A 21895-nucleotide genomic window follows, 5' to 3' on the forward strand; every position below is an offset into this window, starting at 1 on the left:
TGGACTCAAACTTTTTTATCTCCAGGGTGTGCCACACCTGGCCTCTGTTTGGTCGGCCGGCCGCCGAGCAAGCCTTCTTGATCTGCAAGCATTTCGCCGATCTGCAAACCGTTTTCGTCGATGCGGTACAGGCGCAGTTCATCGGAATGGGCGCTAGCCCTTACTTTGACCACAGCCATGATGCGTAGCAAGCGACTTTCCACTTCAATATAACGTTGAACGATGATCGCGTCGGTGAGAAAGGCTGTGCCGTAGGGGCTGAAACGCAGATCGGTGTAGCGGTCTTCAAGTTCGGAGGTCATCAATACGCTGACACCGACACTGGTCAAGGCGGTGACCATGCGGGCCAACGACTCACGGAAGTCTTCGCGGAAGGTCGGTGCCAGCGCCAGCGCCAGCTCGAAGCCCGAAAGTGAATCGATGACCACTCGGGTCGCTTTCAGACGGGTGATTTCGCTCAACAATAACTGGACGATTTCGTCGATGGACAGGTCTGGTGCACGACTGTCCACCAGTCCGACCTGACCGCTTTGAATCAGCTGAGTCAGCGTGGCACTTCGCAAATGATTAGGGCGTTGCTCGAACACCGCGATCACACCGGTTTCACCATTGCGGGCACCTTCAGCGAGGAAGGTGGCCGCCAGGATACTTTTCCCGGAGCCGGAAGGACCGGCCACCAGCAACGAATAGCCACGGGGAAGGCCACCGCCGAGCATCTCATCCAGCCGCGGCACGCCCATTTTCAGGCGCGAAGGTGGCGTGCCGTCGGACGGTTCGATCGGCTTCGCGACATGCACCGCTGCCGGTGCGAAGACCTTGATGCCCGAAGTGCCGATGCGGAAGGTGTGCAGCCCCGGCAATGTCGGCTGGCCGCGCATCTTCATGATTTCCATTTTGCGCACCATGGAGTTGCGCTGCACGCTCTGGCGCAGCCAGATCAAGCCGTCGGCCACGGTGAAAATCGGATTGGTATCAGTCTCGGTGAAATATTCGCCGATCAGGAAGGTCGTTGCCTGCCATGTGGTCATCAACATGCCCAGCTGCTGAATGAACTGCGGCAGGTTGTTGTTCGGGTTGTCCTGGGTTCGGCTTGCCAGCACTACCGAGCGGAACGAGTCGACGAACACCAGTGCCGGACCGTGGGCCTCGACCTCGGCGACGATGCGCCGCAGCACCTCGTCCAGGTCGCCCGCCAGCGTATCGTCAGCCAGGTTGATATAGCGGACCGAGTGGTTGATCACTTCGCTGTCGAAAAAGTCGAACTGCTGTTGGTAACGCAGCATCTTCAGCGGCGGCTCACCGAGCACGGTGAAAAACAGCGCCGGACGTTCGGGGGTGGCCAGGGCAAACATCATCTGATGCGCCAGGGTGGTCTTGCCGCAGCCGGGAGGCCCGGCGATGAGGTTGAACGAAAACTCCGGCAATCCTCCGCCAAGCACCTCGTCCAGTCCTGGCACGCCAGTGGCCAAGCGGTTGATTGTCACTTTGGTGGTCATGACGAAGTATCCTGCGCGGGGCTGCCGCTCAAAGAATTTTCCCACACAGCACGAAGCAATCGTGCGGTGAGTGAGGGCCCGATCAGCGTGGTCAGCAATTCGTAAAATGTTTTTAGAAATGCTTCACCGAAAAATAACGCTTCGGCTTCGCTTTGCTTAACAAGTACGGATTTGAGTTCACTCAGATCCATGCCGGGCTTCACGCTCTCATAGGTGACGGCCAGGCATGGATGGGTGGAGGCGCACAGATGGAGACTGCGGCGATAAAGCGCGGCAACCCCTTGCTGTCCGATAATCGGCGTAAGGGCTGCATCCATATCTTGCAATGTTGTAACGATCGCATCGGCGACCTGGGCAATGTCAGCGTTGTGACCAATGCGGTGCGCCAGAGAAGCTACGATCTGACGGCTCTCTTCGCTATCCGTGGGCATGGCTAACCGATATCTGGATGGACAGGTCCTGATGGTACACCCAAAGGCGTGTACTCGAGACTGATTTGAATTGCGGACAATCATTTGCGTGAGCGGGAAAAGAGGGCAGTGCTATTTATCAACATCTACCAGCAGGATGACACCGCTGCTCGGATCGTCCACCGGCTTTAGCTTCACAGTGGCCGGGTCGATGCCCCAATCCCCGTGCAAATACCAGTCATCGCCGATCATCTCGGCCGGATGCATGGTGCGGTCAGAGCCATTGCCACACGCCAGAGAACTCGTCGGACAGTACCTGTCGCAGCCCCAGCAGATGCGCTCGGGATGTTTCGGGTGGATGGGGAAATTCTTGGCCATGCCGATCTCCAGGTGACGTGTAGGAGTGGCTTTCAGCCTACAGAGCTTGCTTGGGTATGGAGTTGATGGTGATCAAGAATGGGGAATTCGCTGTATGCGTCACAGAGCATGAGCGCTTATGCGCGGGTATTGGGTGCTTTGGATTGTGAGCTCGCTGTCATTCCAGCGGTTATGCCGACATTGGATGAGGTTCAGGACCTGTTCGAAAAAAATGCGAAGCCCGCTTGAGTACCGAGCCTCATGCCAAGCATGGTCCTTTCGGGTTTCTGGTTCAGAAAGGTGTAGCCATGGTTAGTTAGTGATTCAAATGAACGTCTGTCTGGTTATAAGTAACTTTTCGAGCGTCTTTTGAGTAATGGCGATTAGCAATCTTTCGAGCATTGCCTATAGTCTGAAGCGTGTGCCGCCGCATAGTTTCCAAGTCACCATTCAGGACAGAAGCAGGGTGATTGCTGGCCCATATTTTGCGTGCTGCCCCCATTGTTCTGGGGGGAAATCAGAAAGGGAGCGGATGGTCTGGTCTTGGACCTGGAGCAGCTGACTGCGGGCGTCGCCAGGACCTGGAAAAAGCCTTGCTTGGGGTAACGAGCCCTGGGCATGTCCAGATTCGCCGATTGGATGTCCCCGGTGTGACTTTGCCGTAGAGGCTATTGGCCACCATGGATGAGCTACCATAGTTGAACCGTATTTTTTCCCAGGAGAAAGTCATGCCGCGTTTGGTCAAACCATCGGACTATGTACTCCAGGCTGTGATGGACAAAAAGGTCTATATCCTGCCTTGGGAACGACGACTTTGTCCGGGTAATCCCACGGATGAACCCGAGCAAGGCGCTCTGCTCTACAACAAATACATTCTGAATTTCATCCATGGTGTTACTCCGTTAACACCAGGCGAGCGGGTGATCGAAATTGCGCAGTGGTGTCTGGCAATGACCGGAGAGCCTGCCAGGGCCTTGGCAGACGATTTGTCTGCGGCCTATCTGAGTCGATACAGTTTTTTGCTCGCTGACTTGTCGGAATGTGATGATGAATCGAAGGAGTTTCGCGGGCATTTGGCGTTTTGGTCTGACGAGATCAAAAAGCTGCCAGCGACCCTGGTAATGGCTTTGCGGGCACGGGCTGCCGGTCTCTTGCTGCATTGAGGCTTGTTGGTCAGCGGAAAAAAAAACGGGGGCAGACCACGATTTGTCAGGTGCCGACTTGCTCGCTCAATCGTGGTCCGACCGGGAGTGAAAATCCCGATCGTTCCAATGGCCCCCTCATCACACCCTCACTCAGCTCTACTGTGTGCTTGAAGTGATGCAGCTAAAGCCAGATCCCCAACCCACCCGTTCGATGACAATCACTTTGGGTCTACAGCCATCCCCTGAGGATTGCCGGAGCACTATCGCTTACTGATCGCCTTTGGAGTTGTTCTGGATTTTCTGCATCGCCTGGGTGGTCAGGGAAATGCATTCTTTGGCCCCTTCCTCGGTGCCCTTGGCTTTAGCGGCCGTGGCCTGATGAACAGTGGCATCGATATCGGATTTCAAGCCTTCGCTCATTTGCTCGGTGCTGACCTTGGCGTCTCTGATTTTTTGCAGGTTGATGTTGCAAAGATCATCCTGCGAGCCAGCAAACACCGGGGAGGCCAGGATTGCAGCGGTAATGAACAGTCCAGCCAGTGCAGAACGCTTCATGGGTATCTCCTAGTACTGATGGTCTCGGTGCTGCCGATCAACTGGCGGGCTGGCCGAGGTCGGTTATAAGCCTCATTCAATGGGGCCTAAGCAAAAGACTATAACCACGCGCAGGAATTCGGTTTTCTTTTCGAGATAAGAAGAATAAGTCGGGATTGGCCCAGAAAAGGGGCCCAGGCAGCAGGTCTCGGTTTGAAGGCCGCACACCAGGACACGATCCACATTCAGGCTCTTCAGGTATTGGATGGTATCCGGGGAGGGCGCGTAACCGTGTTTGATGAAGATGCGATCGGCCTCGACAAGGCTGTTATCGTCCGGCGCGGGATGCCAGCCGAGTTGTTTCTGGAAGGGGTAATGGATTCGTCGTGGCGTCCGATGGTGGCGACGCGCAGTTGCCACCCATGTAAGCTTGCCAATCCCAGAACACCGCATTGACCTGCGCCGCGACGCGCTTCTGGATCTGAATGACTGAGCGCAAGTTGTTCGCCTGCCGGTCTTCGCAACGGATAGCTTTTTTGTTCCGGACCGAGTCGGGTGCGCCTATTACCAGAAGCACGCTGGCGGGTAGCGCATTTCGCAGCATGATCAACCTGTCCTTCAATCGCGCTTCGTAGTGCGCCAGGTCGAGATTCGGCCAATAGCAGCCGCTCACTGAGGATTGCTTGCGACCCTCTGCGGACGTTTAGCTTGTAACGGATTGGCTAACTACTTTCTTGGCAAATGTCTTGCCAAAAGCAATCCACCATTTTTCATAATAGAAGGTCGAGATATGCGCGGTGAGAAAAACTGCGGCGAACAACAAAGGGCGCTTCAAATATTTTATGACGGTATCTCCGCTACCCAGCCAAGTCTGTTCTAGCAGCGGATGAACAACGTAGAGAGCGTACGAGATGGTGGCGATATAAAATAGAACGCGATTATTCAGGATCTGGGCAACTCGTGTCCGGCTATTGAGTAACGTGCTCCCCACCATTGCTGCGGCAAGATAGGGGCGAAAGTAGTTCATGAAGCCCGCATCGGGATGACTGGACAAGGCAAACAGGAGGAATAAAAGTATTTGCGTGATCCCCGTTTGTGTCGGAAGTTTCGCAAGGGTGTTGCCCAGTCTATTGTTGTATATCAGTGCAAGTATGCATCCAGCAAGTATTTCATCAATGCGGTAATAAGTGTTGATTGCGACATGGACATCATTCATGACTCGGTACATCGTGACGGCGATGCAGAGAAAAGGGATTAGCACTACCCACTTGTTTCTCATCAGAACTACCAGCAAAGCTATTGCGACATAAAATTGGACCTCCATGCACAAACTCCATAGGTGGCCGTTTGCATTGCCCAGCCACATAGGCGGCCAGTTGGCAATGAACAGAAAGTTTGCGATGTAGAAATCAGAAGTGCTGTTCATGACAAATAAAGCAATTACCATGTACGACCAGGCGAGAGGCACAATCCGAAAGATTCTGCGGATTAAAAAATCAACGACGCTGCTGTTGCTGAGCAGAAAACTTGTTATCAGGAAACCCGATAGCGTAAAAAATATAGCCATTCCCATAACGCCTGTGGCGGAATTCAATTGCCACTGCTTTGGGCCAAGTGGTAGCAGGTGGCACGCCAGGACAAGCAAGATGCTCATGCCGCGCCATCCATCAAGTATGCTTAATCGAGAGCCCGCTACGGAACTACCATTCATATTTGCATTCGCTCTTTGGATTGTGTGTCAATCAGCAGTAAGCTAAAGATTCCGCTCCCGCGCATTTTTTCCAGAAATCATAATTCTATATCAATGCCAGGCCCGCTCTTGGGTTGATAGAGGGCACTCGATAAAGGCAGTGCTGCGTCTGAATTCATATAAAAACCCAGTAGTCGCAGCGGTGAAAATTTCATGAAGTCAGACCATTTAAAGCCTGTAGTCTAGGACAACTTTTGCACTTTACACTTCACGCCATGAAAAAAATTCTAGTCGCGAGGAATTCGCTAAATGACTGGATTTTTGACGTTGCTTGATAGCATGGCGCTAAGTGAATCACCCACTTTTTGGTAGATGCCCGTGATCGGCGGCTTTTGGCCGATCTCTGCCGGTCGTGTCCGGCAGCACTCGACCCAGGCTGTGTGAAAACGCATGCACCGTTGTGAAGTCTGCGTTGCTACGTAAAATCTGCCAGCGTTTGGTTGGTCAGCAGACCTGAAATTTGTGTAGGAACGCGATTTTCGTTGCGGTTCTGACTATCAAACTCGCTCTAAAACGTTTTCACACAGCCTGGACCCATAGCCGCCGGTCAAGGAGGGCCGAAATCGGCCAGAAGCAATGGGATGGGCTCCTCCTCACCTCGGCATATCCGGCTTCTTGACCTGGAACCCCGTTGAGCCGCGCGGTATGAAGCCTTCGACAATTACTCCTGGAGGCAACTCCAAACGCACATCTAGACCACCGTCTGAGGCAGTCTGATTACCTCCCCATGTCGCCGCCGCAGCAGACAATCACCGACTTACCAACTCGGCCTCGTAGAGACGCCCCACCAACTCTCGCAGATCGAGGTCGTTAAACTGATTAATTTCATCAGGGGTGATGTTGAACATTTTTCCTCGTCTAAGTGGCCAGGGATCATATGGTATTTGCAGTACGGTACCGGCTCACGAGCACAAGCACCAACGCAGTCATGGCCTGGGAATGGGGGGTGAGCTTGGGGGCGGATTCGTGTGCCATCCCGACAGCAACGATGGCTCCTCGCCATTGGCAGTATGACCCGCGCCGCGCAGATGCCCAGCCCAACGGTACTTTTTAACCGCGCGGAGCCAATCGACGATATCTCGATGATTCGCAGAGCCATGCCAACAAATGTCACCCTTTTTTGCAACGCAAACGCCAGACGCTGTCTTAACAGCGGGTAGGCCAAGGGGGAAACCATGACAACGCACAAATTAACCATTAAAGACTTGCAGTTGAACGTTTCAATCCGCGGCCAAGGCTCACCGCTGCTCTTGCTCAACGACCTGGGTGGTTTGATCCGTACCTTCGATCCCCTGCGCGATGAACTGGTGGACTACAGGACCATTACGTTGGACGTGCCCGGGGTCGGCAAATCGCAAATGCCCCGCTGGCCGATGCGTCTGCCGCGCCATGCCGACCTGATCGCCGAGATGCTCAAGCAATTGGGAATCGACCAGGTCGATGTGTTCGGCGTGAGTTGGGGCGGTGCGTTGGCGCAAGAATTCGCCCTGCGTTACCCGAGCATGGTGCGCCGGCTGATCCTCGCGGCGACCTCGGCCGGCCCAAAGCGGTCATTCCTTGGCAAACGGGCATAACGGTGGATGTGGAACTGCGCTTCGATTGGGCCTCAGGCCTGCGCCCAATAAAACTTTTTACACCGAACCAAATCTTGCCGTTGCCAGTAGTGCACGATTCTCATATCCGAATCTCAGCCGTATTACGCAGCTCTTTCTAATTTCACGCAAAGCACGGTAGAGATGCACCGCTGCTCATGATAGTGACTGCTATCAACGGCTACCCGGTGCAGGTGCTTGACGGAACGACGCCTGCATTTGATACCGCAAAATCAAATACCATTGACAGGGAGTATGCTTGCCCTGTCCGCCAATCACTATGGCCGATGCATCAACACACCGGCCCCCTGATTCTATTGACCCTCACCACAGGTACAGCAGATACCAAACTCTTCGCTGATGACGTTACCCTTGCATCCTGCGTGAACGCATTTGATTCGACTGACAAGGTGCGTATCGTCACACACGAAACACCTGATAGTAGCGGATCTAGGTTTGTTTGGTTCGAGCACGGCGTAGTGGGGTACAGGTCCGTCAATTTCTAATGAGTGGTATCTACAAGCTGGGCATATGTATTTGCGAACAGTCGCAGTTGTTTTGAAGAAGCGTTCTCGCTCGGCTTTTGTCAACAGGTTGAATACGGTCCAAAACTCACGAACCAACGCGCCGTCAATGAAGTCGTTGCCGAAATAAACCTGTGCCGCAGGTGCGGTAAACAAGAAGTCTCTGCGAGCAGCTACCCAGCTCTGATGGGAGTAAAGATGCTCGTGCGCTTCGAGTATGATCAAAATGACTTCTTTGGCCGATATTTGAAGTCGTGCGTTTACAGAGTGCATAGCCTGGTTTCTAAGCCTGCGTACCCGCTCGAATAAATCTGCAAATTTAGGATCGAACGGCTTTGCATGCACGGTGTTGTAGACCTTTATGAGGTCTTGGGCGTCAATCGTTCGAAATTCTGAGTACACAATCCCCTTTCCTGTCTTATCCTTGGGCCAGTCCGATGGGGAGCCGGAGATCAGCAGGTATGGGCTAACGCTAACAAGCTTTCCCTTGATAGCGAATTCGATGCCTTGCTGGGCAATGATGAGTGAGGTCAGGATTCTCTGGCGGGCGGCTTCCCAGAATCGAACCTTGTCGTCGTTGTCCACCTCAACGTACTGGCTTGCATCGTCCAGTGTGGTCAAGAACGAAATGACGATGTCCCAAGCAAAGTCGAATTGGGCGTAGGCTGCTGACGAGAATTCGTCACTGGTTGGAATTTCTGTAATCATCAAAGATCCGCATTCTTTTTCCGGGTTGTCGTCCCATAGGGACATAACTGATTGGTTAACACAAGTGAGTTCCCAACCATAGGCTCCCCGCTCAGTAAGCATTGGCCAGCGTTTCTACTGGCTCGTCCGTGCGGCAAGCCCTCGTGGTATCCCAGAGTTTCATTTAGGGCCGCAAACAACCTTTATGAGGTTCGGTACAGAATCGTTACGCATAAGTCGAAGGGCACGCGTGCGGTCGTTTGCGTTAGCGACAAGGGGGAAGGTTAGCTCGCTAACACAAGATGGTCCTTGAACATGGAGTTTTCCTGGACGGATTCGTATTTTTATACAAGCCGGCTCGCCACGTTCAGCGATGCTGACATGTCAGCAGGCACTCCCCATTACCCTGCTGCGTAATCTATGCCTGGTGAAAATGTAGACTCCTTACGCGCTCCCCTACCTGGACAATCATCCCCTGGCTGCGACCGATTGGCAGCCCTGGCCTGGACTACAACAGTCAATTGGTGAGCGATATCGCTGAGGAGACCGTCCAGCCGACAACCCGTCCTTTGTAGCTCCAAGCTAGCGAACAAATGGATATTTCAATGCTGCATGCACTAGCTTATTCCGGGTTTTGTCATTATTTATTGTCCGCCCTGAAGTATCGACAGGAAGTTGGCGTCAACAATAGCAGAACATTTTTCGACCAATACTTCTAATTTTTTATACGTCAAACTTTGCTGACTGAAAACCGGCGCCAAAAAACAGAATATAAATTAATCTTTTTTAATTTGGCGCAATTTTAAATGCTCGGCTATACAAGGTGAGGCCGAAACGTTTATGGGCGGTATTAATATGTTGCTTGTTAACTATCTGAGTTTATTTACCCTTCAACTATTTATCGGGTCGATGACTTTTGCACAGGGCAGTGTCGATAGCACCCGCAGTGTCGATCGCACTGGCAGTGTCGCTCAGAACCGTACGCTCAACCGCATTGAAGTCGGCGGTATCGTCACCGGGCAGACCATCACTCAGGCCGGGCGCGATTTCTACGACAGTTTTGCTACTACATGGCGAGACAAGGACGAGGCCGGTCGATTCGTCGTCGCCATTGCCGAGCGCCCCAACGCGCGCTGGGGCAGTCAGGTTTTCGTCAACTATGGCAATCAGCGCCTGTTCCAGGTGTTTCTTCCGCCTAACCGCAGCCTCATCCCCACCATAGGCAGCGCTGCCGCCATACAGGTGTATCAAGCCATTCTCGACTACCAGCTCGTGCAGTTTTTTGGCGATCCGGACCTGGCTCGCGACGAACTCTTCTGAAGGAGACCTCTATGCACTCTTTATCCCTGGCCTTCGTTACCCTGGCGCTGTTGTCCGGCCTGACCACTACCAGCCTTCATGCAAGCGAACTGGTCTATCAGCCGATCAACCCTTCGTTCGGCGGAAGCCCGCTCAACGGACCGGTACTCTTGAACGCGGCGCAGGCGCAAAACGACTTCACCGAATCATCGCAGTCATCGGGGGCGCAGCAGAACGCCTTGAGCCAGTTCAACAACATGTTGAAGAGCGCGATCCTCGGCCGAGTGGCTTCGGCGGTCACCTCCGGCATCGTCGGCCCCACCGGCCAGCTCACCCCCGGAACAGTCGAAACCGCAGACTTTCGGATTGCAATCAACGATATAGGCGGAGGGCAATTGCAGATCCTGACGACCGACAAATCCACCGGTCAGACCACAGAGTTCCAGGTAAACCAATCGATTCAACCGTAAGTCCCGCACTACAAAAAAAATAACACAACCCAAAAAACACAACAAAAAAGGAACACCCTCATGCACGCATGTAAATCGCTCCTGTCGCTCGCCGTACTCGTTGCACTGTCCGGTGCCGCCATGGCTGATTCAAGTAGCGTCACTACCTCGCAGACCGGCACTGACAACAACTTGAACGTCGACCAGGCCGGCGCTACTAACTCGGCGATTGGCATCAGCCAGACGGGCGACAGAAACATTGCCGGCACCAGCGGCACGCCGATCCAGCAGACCGCCACCAACAGTGCTATCAGCATCACTCAAATACAAAACGACAACACCAGCGCCGCTGACCAGGCTGGCGACAGCAACAACGCCGGCATTTACCAAAATGGTCTCAACCAGAGGGCCGAGACCCATCAAGCCGGCGACCATAACACTGCCAACATCAATCAAACTGGCAATCAGTACGCAGTCGCGAGTATTTCCCAAGCTCTTTTCGGTGGCAGCTATAACACCGCGGCGATTTCTCAAGTGAGTAACTTAGGCGGTCCTTGGGGCGACATTGGTCAGACCGGTAATGGGAACAGTGCTGGCATCACTCAGTACGCCAACTCGGGCGGTGGCTATGGGGCTGTCTACCAGCACGGTAATAACAACAATGGCACGATCTATCAGCAAGGCAACATCAACGGTGGAGCTAGCCTCCAACAAAGCGGCAACAGTAACGCAGGTTACATACTGCAAACTAACAGCACCGCCAGTACGATTACTGCGAATCAGCAGGGCGATTATAACGTTGCCAACCTCACTCAGAGCGGCGCTAACCTGACGGCCAACCTCACCCAGTCTGGCTACGGCAACCAGGCGTATAGCAACCAGACTGGCACCTACAACGAAGAAAACCTGTTGCAAACAGGTAACAACAACTACGCCAATGTCACTCAGTCGGGCGCGGGCACGGCTCTGGCGCAAAACTCGGTCAACCTGACCCAGACCGGTAACAGCCTGGCTGCCACCGTCAGCCAGAGCGGCGGCAGCGGCAACGCAGCAATCATCAATCAGCATTGATCCGCCCTTTTCCCGCCGGGATTTTTCCGGCGGGATTTCGTTTGGAGAAGAAGAATGCAAGTATGCTTGCCCTACCTGGCTGTTTTAGCTCTGCTTCTTACCGGCTGTGCCACTTCTCTCCCAGCAGGGACGACCTCCAGAGCCACCTTGGCACCCACCACGCAGATTTCGCGCGATTTGACCCACCTGCCGGCGCCGGCTGGCAAAATTGCGGTAGCGGTATATGGCCTGCGCGACCAGACCGGCCAGTACAAGCCGTCGCCGGACAGTTCGTTTTCCACTTCGGTGACGCAAGGCGCAGCGGCGCTGTTGATCACTGCACTGCGCGATTCGCGATGGTTCAAACCGGTCGAACGCGAGAACCTGCAGGACATTCTGACGGAACGCAAGATCATCCGCGCGCTGGAACTGCCGCAGGACCAGGCGCAGACCCAGCTACCGCCGTTGCGACCGGCCAATATGCTGATACAGGGCGCCATCGTCGCGTATGAAAGCAACGTCAGGACCGGCGGTATCGGCGTGCGCTATCTTGGCGTGGGGCCGTCTGAGCTGTACCGACAGGATCAGGTGACGATCAACCTGCGCGCGGTCGACATTCGTAGCGGCGATATCATTCAGAGTATTACTACCAGTAAGACCGTCTTTTCATTTCAGGTGGATTTCGGCGTGTTCCGCTTCGTATCGTTCAAAAATCTGCTTGAAATCGAAACCGGTTTTTCGCGCAACGAACCGGTACAGCAATGTGTGCGCGAGGCCATTGAGACCGCACTGGTCCACTTGATCGCTCAGGGTGTGCGCGACGGTAGCTGGCAGCTGAAAAACCCGGACGATCTCAAGCAGCCACTGCTTCAGAGTTATCTACAGAGCTACGACGGACAACTGAATAATTTACCCTCTGCAAGTTTGGCCGACAGCGGCGAGCCTGCTCGAACAGGAAATGACCATGAGCAAAAAGATTAACTGGCTTGGGCCAGAGTTCCGTCTCCGGTTATTGGCGGTAGGCTTCCTGGTGGCGAACAGCGCGTTGTGCCAGGCGAGCGATCTTTCTCCCGAGCCTCGCTACTCCGGTATCACCATGGGTCGCAGCGAAGTCGCAGTAACTCAAAACGGGTCCAACAACCACGCGGTGCTGCACCAGAACGGAACGGAGCAATGGCTGAACCTGGGCCAGAACGGCGTCGGCAACGAGGCGCTGATCACCCAAAGCGGATCACAGAATGCGCTCCTGGCGCAGCAAGCGGGCCTGGGTAACTGGCTGTCTATCAACCAGTCAGGCGATCACAACCAGCTCGGCAGCACGCAGCTAGGAAACGGTAACCGGGCTGACATGACCCAGAGCGGTGCGTATAACCAGGCCTGGGTCAATCAATACGGGCAGGCAAACCAGGCCTCCGTCAACCAGTCAGGGCTAAATGGTTCGGTTATCGTCAACCAGTTTGGCAGCAACATGAATGCAAACGTAATACAGAGGTGAACAGGATGATGGACTTCTCCCAACTGGTCGTGTCGATCGATAGCCAGCGCGACGGTGAAATAGTGATTATTCGTCCACATATCGACAACCCGACCCCGTTGACGCTGCAGTATCGGCTGACCGTGCTGAAGCACAGCGCTAGCGGGCAGTCGAAAGCCAGTCAGCAGGGAGATATTCAAACCGGTACCTCCTTATCGAGTGTGAGCGTGAGTCTGCCCCCCGACGGGACCTGCCAGGTTCAGCTGCAAGTGCTTGCACAAAATACGTTGATTAGAGAAATCGAGCGCTCGTGCGCAGATACTTTTGTCGAGCAACCAAGCGACGATCAAGGCGCTATCCGTTTATGATAAATCAGCTATTCGTGGAAGCCGCCCTTTGTGACCGGCAGAAATCGGCCAGGAGCAGTCATTCGACACTCCCCGTGCCAACCGTTTAAATTGACCCATTTAGTTACCAGGCTGCCTCAAAAAATGACCGGCACTTTCCAAGGCAGCTGTCTTTGCGGCGCCGTCAGTTACGAAATAAAATCACGCCCCAAAGCGCTTTCACATTGCCATTGCAACCAATGCCGTAAAAGTCATGGGGCAGCGTTTGCCAGCTATGGCAGCGTGCTGCGAACTGAACTGCATATCATCCAGGGCGCCGAGTGCATCACGACTTACCGCTCTTCCGAATCAGTGCTTCGTCAGTTCTGCGGCCAGTGCGGTTCGTCGCTGTTCTGGTCGCGAAGCCGGGGTGAATACGCAGACTGGATATCTATAGCGCTGGGTTCGCTAGACACGACCTTTACCACCGACAAGCAGCAACATGTCGAAGTGACGTCCAAGGCGCCCTGGTATGAAATCCAGGATCAGTGGCCACAGTCTCGATGACAGCTTCGCGTCAACTGCTACCAGTCCTCGACAAAGCGCACGCGCTCAACGGTCAACCCAAACCTGCGACAATGCTGCCTCTTCGGGCTTCGTAACTTGCGTGGCAAACGTTCAGGTATTTGAATAACAAATTCGCGGGGAGCAGCCACATTGGAATTGAGACAACTGCGCTATTTCGTAAAAATCATCGAGCTTGGCAGCCTGGGGCGTGCGGCACTTGAACTGGACGTTGGTGTGTCAGCCCTCAGTCAGCAAATCTCCAAGCTGGAAAGCGAACTGTGCACCCGCCTCCTGAATCGAACCTCCACCGGCGTGACGCCCACTAGCGCCGGATTTGCGTTTTTACACCATGCCCAATTGACGCTACGCCAGGCGGAAAACGCAATCATGGCCGCCCATCGCGGGCGAATGAGCGGTTATGTCAGCGTCGGCTTACCACCGACTACCGCGACGGTGCTCGCGTTGCCGTTGATCAACGCTATGCGTGCGCGTTATCCGGACATACAACTGCATTTGGTGGAAATGCTTTCCGGCCACTTGGCGGCGCAGCTCAACGCACGGCAAATTGACCTGGCCATCCTGTTCCAGCTCGAAGGGGGTAAACGCTGGAGCGTGACTCCGCTGCTGGATGAAAAGCTGTTTGTCATTGCCTCGCCCAGCCTGCCTCAAGCGCCTTCTGGTGACAGCGTGCAGTTAGCCGACCTCGGCGGCCTGCCGCTGGTGATGCCCAGCGCGCAACATGGATTGCGCTCGGCATTGATGAGCGCGTTTGAGCGGGTCGGGCTAACACCCAATGTCATTATGGAAGTCGACGGTCTCGCTGTTTTGATGAACGCCGTTCGGGCCGGTCATGCGGCAACGATACAACCGGGGGCGGCCGCTGCATTGAAAGACGGGTCCGGACTTTCACTGATCAGGATTGCCGATCCCCATGTGGGCCGGCGTAATCTTCTGGCGACGCTGGCTGACGACGAACTCTCTCCGGCGGCGCTGGCAACGCGGTTGGTCATCGTCGATGTGGCGCGACAGTTGGTCGTCGACAAACAGTGGCCTGGAGCTACGTGGATAGAAGGGGTAGACGCGTAATCCTCCTACAACCCCGGAAACATAAGTTTCTCCTGGCGACAAAGCCTTTAGAAAAACTAAACACCCCGCGTCAAAAGCAGCCTTTCGGCCACTCCTTCCCCACCCTATCGTTCTCCCCACTCGCAAGGAGCACTTCGTTCCCGCTTCCTTGCAAATCGAGGAGCGATAATGATCGATGTCTTAATCATAGGGGGTGGCAACGCTGCCTTGTGCGCCGCTCTGATGGCGCGAGAAGCGGGCGCCAGCGTGATGCTGCTGGAAGCCTCTCCGAAAATCTGGCGCGGTGGCAACTCCCAACACACCCGTAACCTGCGGTGCATGCACGACGAACCGCAGGACGTGCTGATCGATGCCTATCCGGAAGAAGAATACTGGCAAGACCTGTTGAAGGTTACCGGTGGCCTCACGGATGAAAAGCTTGCACGCATTGCAATTCGGGCATCGTCTTCTTGCCGCGATTGGATGCGTTCACACGGCGTGCATTTTCAGCCACCGCTGTCCGGCGCGCTTCACGTGGCGCGGACCAATGCATTTTTTATGGGCGGCGGCAAAGCGCTGGTCAATGCGTATTTCCGCAGCGCCGAGCGCCTGGGTGTAAAAGTTCGATACAACACGCAAGTGACCGACATCGAGTTGGATGAGGGGAAATTCGTCGCCGCCCATGTGGGCGAACATGAGGTCGATGGTCAGCGTTTCGCCGCAGAACGCATTGAAGCCCGGGCCTGCGTGTTGGCAGCCGGCGGCTTCGAATCCAACCGTGAATGGCTGCGCGAAGCCTGGGGTCAGAACGAACGCGGTGAATGGCCATCGGACAATTTCCTGATCCGGGGCACCCGATTCAACACCGGCATTTTGCTACGGCGCATGCTCGACCTTGGCGCAGATGTGATCGGCGATCCGACGCAAGCACACATGGTCGCGATTGATGCCCGCGCGCCACTCTACGACGGCGGCATCTGCACCCGAATCGACTGCGTATCGCTGGGTGTGGTGGTCAATCGTGATGGCGAACGCTTCTACGACGAAGGTGAGGATTTCTGGCCAAAACGTTATGCGATCTGGGGGCGTCTGGTGGCCGGACAACCCGGTCAGCAGGCGTATTCGATCATCGATCAACAAGCCATCGGCCGCTTCATGCCGCCGGTCTTTCCCGGAACCACCGCCAATACTCTGCAAGACCTTGCCCGCCAGTTGAAGCTGCCTCAAGAGAAATTCGTCAAGACTGTCGAGGACTACAACAGCGCCTGCCACACTGGCTTTTACACCAGTTGGCAATCGGCCAGTCAACAAGTTGCGATCGTAGTCGCGGCCGCGTTGGGTTACACAATTAACGCTACGATGCAAGCCGCTGAAATCGCCGAGTGGGGCTGGCGCATTCCCTTCTTCATTGGCTGCGTGATTATCCCTTTCATTTTCATTATTCGCCGCTCACTGGAAGAAACCGAGGCATTCACTGCTCGCCACCATCGCCCAACTACCCGCGAAGTTTTTCGCTCAATGCGAGACAACTGGCGCACCGTGCTAGCCGGCGGCCTGCTGGCGTCCATGACCACTACCACGTTCTACTTGATTACGGTCTACACCCCCACGTTTGGCAGGACTGTACTGAACCTAAGCACTACCGACAGCCTGGTGGTCACACTCTTGGTCGGCGTGAGCAATTTCATCTGGCTACCTATCGGGGGGGCGCTCTCCGATCGTATTGGCCGTCGACCTCTGTTGCTGGCGATCTCCTTGCTGTGCATCTTCACCGCCTACCCTGCTATGCACTGGTTGGCAGAGGCGGCGAGTTTCGAACGACTGCTCGCCGTCCTACTGTACTTCTCATTCTTCTTTGGCATTTACAACGGCGCTATGGTCGCGGCACTAACCGAAGTGATGCCACAAAACGTGCGCGTGGTTGGGTTCTCTTTGGCTTTCAGTCTGGCCACGGCGGTGTTTGGTGGTTTTACTCCCGCGATCTCGACTCTGCTTGTCCAGGCTACGGGGGATAAGGCGTCACCGGCCTACTGGCTGATGTTCGCGGCGATGTGCGGATTTACCGCCACTACCATTCTCTACCGTAGGCAAAAAAACTTGGCGGTCAAGGTCGCGTAATGAAACGGAGCGCCGAATGACTGCGGATATTTTTATCCATTTTCATTTCAACTAGAGGTTGACCTAAGCGCCCACCCGACACTTTACGTGATCAGGTGGGCGCCCATCTATGCGGCAGCAACCCTATAATCTCTCTCGCACGGTGCGTCGGCAGCCGCGTGAGCACGTCCTTCAGATACGCATACGGATCAAGCCCATTCATCCGTGCAGACTGGATCAAACTCATAATCGCCGCCGCCCGTTTTCCGCTGCGTAGCGATCCGGCAAACAACCAGTTCGAGCGTCCAAGTGCCCATGGCCGGATCTGATTTTCGACTTGGTTGTTATCGATGGGCACGGCTCCATCCTCCAAGTAGCGCGTCAGCGCTACCCAGCGTTTAAGGCTGTAATCTAGAGCCTTGGCAGTTGCTGATCCGTTGGGCACAAGATTACGCTGGGCCAGCATCCAGTTGTGCAGCGTCTCAAGGATCGGTGCTGCCTTTTCTTGCCGTATTCGCCAACGATCTTCATCGCTCATGTCTAGCGCTTGCCGCTCGACTTCGTACAAGCCGCTAATCGATCGCAGCGCCTGTTCGGCCAACTGGCTTTTGTTTGCCACTTGCAGATCGAAAAACTTGCGGCGGGCGTGGGCCATGCAGCCAATTTCGGTGATGCCGTTCGCGAAACCGGCTTTGTAGCCTGCGAAATCGTCGCACACCAGCTTGCCATTCCACGGGCCGAGGAAGTTGCGCGCATGTTCGCCCGCCCGGCTTGGGCTGAAGTCGTAAACCACGACCTTGAGTGCCGAGTATGGCGTGGTGCTGCAGGCCCAGACGTAAGCCCGGTGAGTTTTCTTCTCGCCTGGCGCAAGCATTTGAACAGGGGTCTCATCGGCGTGTATCACACCCTGGGCCAACACCGCTTCGCGAAGCGCATCAACCAAAGGCTGGCGCTGCACGCCGGTTTGCCCGACCTGCTGCGCCAGCGTCGAGCGAGCAATCGTCAGCCCGGCGCGGCCAAAGATCTTCTCGTGCCGGTACAGCGGCAAGTGGTCAGAGAACTTCGCCACCATCACATGGGCCAGCAGACCTGCGGTCGGGATGCCCTTGTCGATCACATGGGACGGCACTGGTGCTTGGATCAGTGTTTCGCACTTGCGGCAGACCCATTTCCCACGCACGTGCTGCTCGATGGTGAACACGCCCGGCGTGTAATTTAACTTCTCGCTGACGTCCTCGCCAATGCGCTGAAGTTGACAACCGCAGGCGCACTGGGTGTTTTCCGGTTCGTGGTGGATCACGGTGCGAGGAAACTGAGCTGGCAGCGGCGCACGTTTAGGTTGTTGACGTGGATCGGCCGGTGCGGTCGGCGGACTTGCTGCCTTCAGCTCGGCTTCGATAGCCGCGATGTCGGTGTCGAGCAGATTGTCGAGCAGGCTGCCTTGATTAGGGCTCAGCTGCTCGCTGCGCTTGGCGAACTTTTATCGCTTGAGGATGGCGATCTCGTGAGCAAGTTGCTCGTTGACGGTTTCAAGACGGTGGATCTTCTGGCCCATCGCGTCGACCTTGGACAGCAACTGCATGGCCTGTTCGGCCAAGGCAAGTAGCTGTTCCGGTGTCATCTGGTCGAGGTTGGGTGAGGAAGTCATGCAGATGATTTTGCCAGAGCAGGCAATCAGCGGCGATAAACCGATAGGCGAATGGCAGGTACTAAAGCACTGTGATCGAGCCGCCCGCACCGACCCGCTGCCAAGGCAGCCCTAGTACCAAGGCTTGAAACTGCTCGTTATCGAGTTCGACTTCCGATCCGTGCCGTATGCCTGGCCGTGAAACCTACCTTGATTCAATCGTCGCGCGGCAAGCCAGATACCTACGCCGTCATGCACTAGGACTTTCATCCGGTTGGCGCGTCGATTGGCGAAGAGATAAGCATAGTACGGCTTCGCCGCACCGAATACTGTAATCACCCGGGCCAGCGCGGTCTCGGTACCTGCGCGCATGTCCAACGGCTCAGTGGCGAGCCAGATGGCGTCGATGCGGATCACTGGGCAAACTCACGGATGAAACGTGCGCATCCTTCAGGATCGGAAGTTGGCCATTTAACAGTGATTGATTGCTCACCAACGGACATCACAATGATCGCCGACGCCTCGGCCGGCCGTTTAGGAGAAACCCTCAAAGGAACAAACGCCGGCAGCGCTGCTGCTGACTGATCTCGGTAAAGCGGCAGCCACTTGCGAATGACGTTGGCGTTGATACCGTCGGTGATGGCAACGCTGGAGATGGACGCACCGGGTTGCAGGCATTCCTGAACAACTTGGGCTTTGAACGGTTTGGGGTAAGAGCTTCGTTGGCGCATGGGAATCCTGACTTTAAGGGCTATCGCGGCCACTTGAAAAATATGCGGACACCATCGCCTTTATTTCTGGAGTTCGGAAGGTGACTTCCCCAGACGCTTACATACGTTTGCAGGTTTCGCCATTGCCGACGCATAACGATCGTCCGGATTGCCGGTCGAACAGGGTGTAGTCGGCCGAAAATTCAGCTCCGGCTCGTTGAACAATAGACGTACTGGAATGCTGCGCAGCTTGTCTTCCTTACCCTGGCGCAGTTCTTCGTTAAGTGGATGTAGTAACCAGCCATCCCGGCTTTGCACTTGGGACGTGATCGTGAATTGATCGTCTTAACGACTCCTCCGTAGCACTGATAGTCCAATAATCGCAGAAAGGGTCGAAGCAATCAGAACACCCACTTTCACCTCATCGAATACATGCGGGGAGTTTGGAAACGCTAAAGCGCCAATGAATAGGCTCATGGTGAAACCTATGCCGCAAAGCGCGGCTACTCCGTAGAGTTGAATCCAATTGCTGTCCTTCGGCAGTTTGGCAAGACCGAAACGTATCGCGAGCGCAGCCGATGCATATACTCCCACCTGTTTCCCTATTACGAGCCCTAAGGCAACGCCAAGAGGAGCCGGCTCTACGAGGTTATTCGCCGTGATGCCGGAAAGCGACACCCCTGCATTGGCGAATCCAAAGATAGGTACCACCGCGAAGGCGACCCAAGGGTGCAGTTTTTGTTCAAGGTACAAAAGGGGCGAGCGCGCCGCCTCATCAGGTGGGCCCAGAGGAATACACAGGGCGAGCGCAACACCCGCCAATGTGGAATGTACCCCTGATTGAAGCATGAAGAACCACAACAAAGCCCCCGCGATGAGGTAAGGCGAAAGTTTCCTCACACCCAACTTATTCATCCCCACCAATACCAGCAGAGCGCCCAATGCTGTGAGGAGCATGGGCACCGAGAGACCACTCGTGTAGAACAAAGCAATGATCAGCACGGCCCCCAAATCATCCAGTATCGCGAGCGCAGAAAGGAAAATCTTCAGTGATACCGGCACTCTTTTTCCGAGCAACGACAACACGCCGAGAGCGAATGCGATATCGGTAGCAGAAGGGATGGCCCAGCCGTCGATGGTCTCGGAATTGCCCCAGTTAATCGCCACATAAATCAGCGCCGGAACGGCCATTCCGCCCAAGGCTGCAAAGCCCGGTAGCGATCTTTGCGCCCAGGACGCGAGTTGCCCGACCAGCATCTCGCGCTTGATCTCAAGCCCGACCAGCATAAAAAAAATGGCCATCAAACCATCGTTTATCCACTGCTCGATCGATAGCCCCGCAAACTGTGTGTGAAGTGCTGCGAAATAGTCTTTTGCCAGAGGCGAATTGGCGACAGTCAGCGCGGTGATTGCCGCTGCCATCAACACAAGCCCTCCTGCAGATTCAGCGGCGAAAAATCGGCTGATGAATGCGAATACATTCGGGGATTCGGTACGGCGGATAGACGTAGACATTGAAACTCCACTTCAGCGCAATGACCCAACCTGAACTTCCGCTGGGCTTAATCACGGTGTGAACGGTCAGATTTCTTGGAACAGTTGAAGCATCGACCCCGTTCGAAGCCCCCATCATCGGACGGCAGCTACTGAGGCTCGGCGTTATAAGCAGTGTTTAACGAGACACGCGGGCATTCCACCTCATGATCAGATGGGCGCAAAGAGACCCGCTCAGTACTACGCCAATGAGCCTCAAGGTTTGCAGTGCGACCACGAAGCTGGCATCCGAACCCGTTTCCACGGCAATGATTGCCATGGCGTCCAGCCCCCCTGGACTCGTGGCCAGGAATACCGAGAGGAAATCCTTTCCAAACAGGTAACTCAGCGGCCAGGCTAACGCGGTACAAAGCAGTATGAGCACCACGTTGGCAACGACGATCACCGGAATCAACCTGGCGACGTGCTTGACCGTCGCACGGTCAAAACGCAACCCGATATAGCTCCCGATGACGCCATAGGCGAGTGTGACGAGCGTGCCGTTCAGGGTGATATCCAACCATCCGATGAGCTGTAAGGCACTCCCGACGATAACGGTAGTCAGCAACGCGCCGGCCGGGAGCAAGTTGCCACTCAACGCGCCAAGGAAGGCGATGGCAAGGCTCATTCCAAGGCCGATCCAAGTGAAAGGGAGCTCAGCAACAATGGGCGCGAGATGAGGGTGACTGGACCCCACAAATAGCGTGGAAATCCAAGCGCCTAGCATGACCACACAAACAACTCGCACATATTGCATGCACGCCACCAGACGTCCGTCCGAGCCATTTTCCTCCGCCATAGCTATCATCGCCGACGCAGCCCCGGGAGCCGTTCCCCATGCTGAAGCGTCTGCGGGTATGGGGCTGAAACAAGCCAATCCGAGGCCGACACCGGCGCTTATCAATATGGTGATCGCAGTGACCAGCAGCATCAGGTGCCAGTCCTCACTCAAAGCCATGAGCACTCCGAGTGTCACTGACTTGGCGACCATCAACCCGACAATACCCTGACCTGATCGGAACATCAGTCGCGGCACTCGAATACGAGTGCCGGCGACGCCCATGCAGATAGCAACGGCTAAAGGACCGAGAAGTAGAGCAGCGGGCAATCCCGCCTGATGCAGGACATAACCTGCAAGCCCGCCACCCCCGACTAATACCGCCCACTGCAGCCCGATCGGTAGTTTTGCGAGTTCCATGAAGG

21 protein-coding genes and 3 pseudogenes are annotated in these 21895 nt (G+C 55.2%); 11 read left to right on the plus strand and 13 right to left on the minus strand.

Going from position 1 to position 21895, the window contains the following annotated elements:
- Nucleotides 1-5: 5 nt before the first annotated feature.
- The 3 genes from F8N21_RS12565 to F8N21_RS12575 form a co-directional block, all read right to left on the minus strand.
- A complete protein-coding gene (locus F8N21_RS12565; protein WP_150642447.1) occupies nucleotides 6-1496 on the minus strand; it encodes an ATPase domain-containing protein in 1491 nt (496 codons plus the stop codon).
- A complete protein-coding gene (locus tag F8N21_RS12570; RefSeq protein WP_224788210.1) occupies nucleotides 1493-1927 on the minus strand; it encodes a hypothetical protein in 435 nt (144 codons plus the stop codon). The genes F8N21_RS12565 and F8N21_RS12570 overlap by 4 nt, the downstream gene beginning before the upstream one ends.
- Before the next feature lie 111 nt (nucleotides 1928-2038).
- Entirely contained in the window at nucleotides 2039-2284 is a 246-nt protein-coding gene (locus F8N21_RS12575) for a DUF3079 domain-containing protein (protein WP_150642448.1), read from the minus strand.
- A gap of 707 nt (nucleotides 2285-2991) precedes the next feature.
- On the opposite strand from F8N21_RS12575, the gene F8N21_RS12580 reads away from it, so the two are divergent.
- The gene (locus F8N21_RS12580) at nucleotides 2992-3426 is read left to right on the plus strand and encodes a hypothetical protein (protein WP_150642449.1); all 435 of its coding nucleotides are present in this window, start codon (nucleotides 2992-2994) and stop codon (nucleotides 3424-3426) included.
- A gap of 249 nt (nucleotides 3427-3675) precedes the next feature.
- Here F8N21_RS12580 and F8N21_RS12585 read toward each other — a convergent pair whose 3' ends face one another.
- The 3 genes and pseudogenes from F8N21_RS12585 to F8N21_RS12595 all read right to left on the minus strand — a co-directional run bounded on the left by F8N21_RS12585 (nucleotide 3676) and on the right by F8N21_RS12595 (nucleotide 5653).
- Entirely contained in the window at nucleotides 3676-3963 is a 288-nt protein-coding gene (locus tag F8N21_RS12585) for a hypothetical protein (RefSeq protein ID WP_150642450.1), read from the minus strand.
- Nucleotides 3964-4137: 174 nt separating this feature from the next.
- Nucleotides 4138-4355: pseudogene (locus F8N21_RS30850) on the minus strand (hydrolase); the annotation flags it as partial.
- A 290-nt stretch (nucleotides 4356-4645) separates the two neighbouring features.
- A complete protein-coding gene (locus F8N21_RS12595; RefSeq protein WP_150642451.1) occupies nucleotides 4646-5653 on the minus strand; it encodes an acyltransferase family protein in 1008 nt (335 codons plus the stop codon).
- Between the two features lie 1214 nt (nucleotides 5654-6867).
- On the opposite strand from F8N21_RS12595, the gene F8N21_RS12600 reads away from it, so the two are divergent.
- Nucleotides 6868-7266, plus strand: a complete 399-nt coding sequence (locus F8N21_RS12600) for an alpha/beta fold hydrolase (protein WP_412071637.1) — start codon at nucleotides 6868-6870, stop codon at nucleotides 7264-7266.
- Between the two features lie 332 nt (nucleotides 7267-7598).
- Here F8N21_RS12600 and F8N21_RS12605 read toward each other — a convergent pair whose 3' ends face one another.
- A complete protein-coding gene (locus tag F8N21_RS12605) occupies nucleotides 7599-8516 on the minus strand; it encodes a hypothetical protein (protein ID WP_150642452.1) in 918 nt (305 codons plus the stop codon).
- An 819-nt stretch (nucleotides 8517-9335) separates the two neighbouring features.
- Here F8N21_RS12605 and F8N21_RS12610 point away from each other — a divergent pair.
- The 9 genes from F8N21_RS12610 to tcuA all read left to right on the plus strand — a co-directional run bounded on the left by F8N21_RS12610 (nucleotide 9336) and on the right by tcuA (nucleotide 16843).
- Nucleotides 9336-9815: a CsgE family curli-type amyloid fiber assembly protein gene (locus tag F8N21_RS12610; RefSeq protein ID WP_150642453.1), complete on the plus strand. Its 480-nt coding sequence runs from the start codon at nucleotides 9336-9338 to the stop codon at nucleotides 9813-9815.
- Between the two features lie 11 nt (nucleotides 9816-9826).
- Nucleotides 9827-10264 carry a curli assembly protein CsgF gene (locus tag F8N21_RS12615; protein ID WP_150642454.1) on the plus strand — a complete coding sequence of 146 codons (438 nt, stop codon included), beginning with the start codon at nucleotides 9827-9829 and terminating at the stop codon, nucleotides 10262-10264.
- 60 nt (nucleotides 10265-10324) lie between these two features.
- A complete protein-coding gene (locus F8N21_RS12620; protein ID WP_150642455.1) occupies nucleotides 10325-11314 on the plus strand; it encodes a hypothetical protein in 990 nt (329 codons plus the stop codon).
- Between the two features lie 54 nt (nucleotides 11315-11368).
- Nucleotides 11369-12274: a CsgG/HfaB family protein gene (locus tag F8N21_RS12625; protein ID WP_150642456.1), complete on the plus strand. Its 906-nt coding sequence runs from the start codon at nucleotides 11369-11371 to the stop codon at nucleotides 12272-12274.
- Nucleotides 12258-12788, plus strand: coding sequence for a curlin-associated protein (locus F8N21_RS12630; protein ID WP_150642457.1), 531 nt, complete (start codon nucleotides 12258-12260; stop codon nucleotides 12786-12788). The genes F8N21_RS12625 and F8N21_RS12630 overlap by 17 nt, the downstream gene beginning before the upstream one ends.
- Nucleotides 12789-12793: 5 nt before the next feature.
- Nucleotides 12794-13135 (plus strand): curli-like amyloid fiber formation chaperone CsgH, encoded by a 342-nt coding sequence (gene csgH / locus F8N21_RS12635; protein WP_150642458.1) that lies wholly within the window; start codon nucleotides 12794-12796, stop codon nucleotides 13133-13135.
- Nucleotides 13136-13258: 123 nt separating this feature from the next.
- Nucleotides 13259-13660 (plus strand): GFA family protein, encoded by a 402-nt coding sequence (locus tag F8N21_RS12640; RefSeq protein ID WP_150642459.1) that lies wholly within the window; start codon nucleotides 13259-13261, stop codon nucleotides 13658-13660.
- A 150-nt stretch (nucleotides 13661-13810) separates the two neighbouring features.
- The gene (locus tag F8N21_RS12645; protein ID WP_121102046.1) at nucleotides 13811-14746 is read left to right on the plus strand and encodes a LysR substrate-binding domain-containing protein; all 936 of its coding nucleotides are present in this window, start codon (nucleotides 13811-13813) and stop codon (nucleotides 14744-14746) included.
- Between the two features lie 168 nt (nucleotides 14747-14914).
- Nucleotides 14915-16843 (plus strand): FAD-dependent tricarballylate dehydrogenase TcuA, encoded by a 1929-nt coding sequence (tcuA, locus tag F8N21_RS30855; RefSeq protein WP_150642460.1) that lies wholly within the window; start codon nucleotides 14915-14917, stop codon nucleotides 16841-16843.
- A 91-nt stretch (nucleotides 16844-16934) separates the two neighbouring features.
- Here the strand turns inward: tcuA and tnpC are convergent.
- The 6 genes and pseudogenes from tnpC to F8N21_RS12680 form a co-directional block, all read right to left on the minus strand.
- Nucleotides 16935-18470: pseudogene (gene tnpC, locus F8N21_RS12655) on the minus strand (IS66 family transposase).
- 111 nt (nucleotides 18471-18581) lie between these two features.
- The gene (gene tnpB / locus F8N21_RS12660) at nucleotides 18582-18866 is read right to left on the minus strand and encodes an IS66 family insertion sequence element accessory protein TnpB (RefSeq protein ID WP_150642461.1); all 285 of its coding nucleotides are present in this window, start codon (nucleotides 18864-18866) and stop codon (nucleotides 18582-18584) included.
- Nucleotides 18863-19180, minus strand: coding sequence for an IS66-like element accessory protein TnpA (gene tnpA / locus F8N21_RS12665; RefSeq protein WP_150642462.1), 318 nt, complete (start codon nucleotides 19178-19180; stop codon nucleotides 18863-18865). The genes tnpB and tnpA overlap by 4 nt, the downstream gene beginning before the upstream one ends.
- 100 nt (nucleotides 19181-19280) lie before the next feature.
- Nucleotides 19281-19504, minus strand: a pseudogene (locus F8N21_RS12670) (hydrolase or metal-binding protein); the annotation flags it as partial.
- On the minus strand, nucleotides 19505-20674 hold the full coding sequence (gene nhaA / locus F8N21_RS12675; RefSeq protein ID WP_150642463.1) for a Na+/H+ antiporter NhaA: 1170 nt from the start codon (nucleotides 20672-20674) through the stop codon (nucleotides 19505-19507).
- A 157-nt stretch (nucleotides 20675-20831) separates the two neighbouring features.
- Nucleotides 20832-21890: an AbrB family transcriptional regulator gene (locus tag F8N21_RS12680; RefSeq protein ID WP_150642464.1), complete on the minus strand. Its 1059-nt coding sequence runs from the start codon at nucleotides 21888-21890 to the stop codon at nucleotides 20832-20834.
- Nucleotides 21891-21895 lie beyond the last annotated feature (5 nt).

Source organism: Pseudomonas fluorescens, assembly GCF_902497895.1.
In the GTDB taxonomy this organism is placed as follows: Bacteria; Pseudomonadota; Gammaproteobacteria; order Pseudomonadales; family Pseudomonadaceae; genus Aquipseudomonas; species Aquipseudomonas fluorescens_BP.

Coding starts and splice junctions, on each gene's coding strand:
- F8N21_RS12610 (WP_150642453.1), top strand. CDS start 9,336: ATGGGCGGTATTAATATGTTGCTTGTTAACTATCTGAGTTTATTTACC.
- F8N21_RS12620 (WP_150642455.1), top strand. CDS start 10,325: ATGCACGCATGTAAATCGCTCCTGTCGCTCGCCGTACTCGTTGCACTG.
- F8N21_RS12570 (WP_224788210.1), bottom strand. CDS start 1,927: ATGCCCACGGATAGCGAAGAGAGCCGTCAGATCGTAGCTTCTCTGGCG.
- F8N21_RS12615 (WP_150642454.1), top strand. CDS start 9,827: ATGCACTCTTTATCCCTGGCCTTCGTTACCCTGGCGCTGTTGTCCGGC.
- tnpA (WP_150642462.1), bottom strand. CDS start 19,180: ATGCGCCAACGAAGCTCTTACCCCAAACCGTTCAAAGCCCAAGTTGTT.
- F8N21_RS12680 (WP_150642464.1), bottom strand. CDS start 21,890: ATGGAACTCGCAAAACTACCGATCGGGCTGCAGTGGGCGGTATTAGTC.
- F8N21_RS12640 (WP_150642459.1), top strand. CDS start 13,259: ATGACCGGCACTTTCCAAGGCAGCTGTCTTTGCGGCGCCGTCAGTTAC.
- F8N21_RS12585 (WP_150642450.1), bottom strand. CDS start 3,963: ATGAAGCGTTCTGCACTGGCTGGACTGTTCATTACCGCTGCAATCCTG.
- F8N21_RS12600 (WP_412071637.1), top strand. CDS start 6,868: ATGACAACGCACAAATTAACCATTAAAGACTTGCAGTTGAACGTTTCA.
- csgH (WP_150642458.1), top strand. CDS start 12,794: ATGATGGACTTCTCCCAACTGGTCGTGTCGATCGATAGCCAGCGCGAC.
- F8N21_RS12580 (WP_150642449.1), top strand. CDS start 2,992: ATGCCGCGTTTGGTCAAACCATCGGACTATGTACTCCAGGCTGTGATG.
- tcuA (WP_150642460.1), top strand. CDS start 14,915: ATGATCGATGTCTTAATCATAGGGGGTGGCAACGCTGCCTTGTGCGCC.
- F8N21_RS12575 (WP_150642448.1), bottom strand. CDS start 2,284: ATGGCCAAGAATTTCCCCATCCACCCGAAACATCCCGAGCGCATCTGC.
- F8N21_RS12630 (WP_150642457.1), top strand. CDS start 12,258: ATGAGCAAAAAGATTAACTGGCTTGGGCCAGAGTTCCGTCTCCGGTTA.
- nhaA (WP_150642463.1), bottom strand. CDS start 20,674: ATGTCTACGTCTATCCGCCGTACCGAATCCCCGAATGTATTCGCATTC.
- F8N21_RS12605 (WP_150642452.1), bottom strand. CDS start 8,516: ATGATTACAGAAATTCCAACCAGTGACGAATTCTCGTCAGCAGCCTAC.
- F8N21_RS12565 (WP_150642447.1), bottom strand. CDS start 1,496: ATGACCACCAAAGTGACAATCAACCGCTTGGCCACTGGCGTGCCAGGA.
- F8N21_RS12595 (WP_150642451.1), bottom strand. CDS start 5,653: ATGAATGGTAGTTCCGTAGCGGGCTCTCGATTAAGCATACTTGATGGA.
- F8N21_RS12625 (WP_150642456.1), top strand. CDS start 11,369: ATGCAAGTATGCTTGCCCTACCTGGCTGTTTTAGCTCTGCTTCTTACC.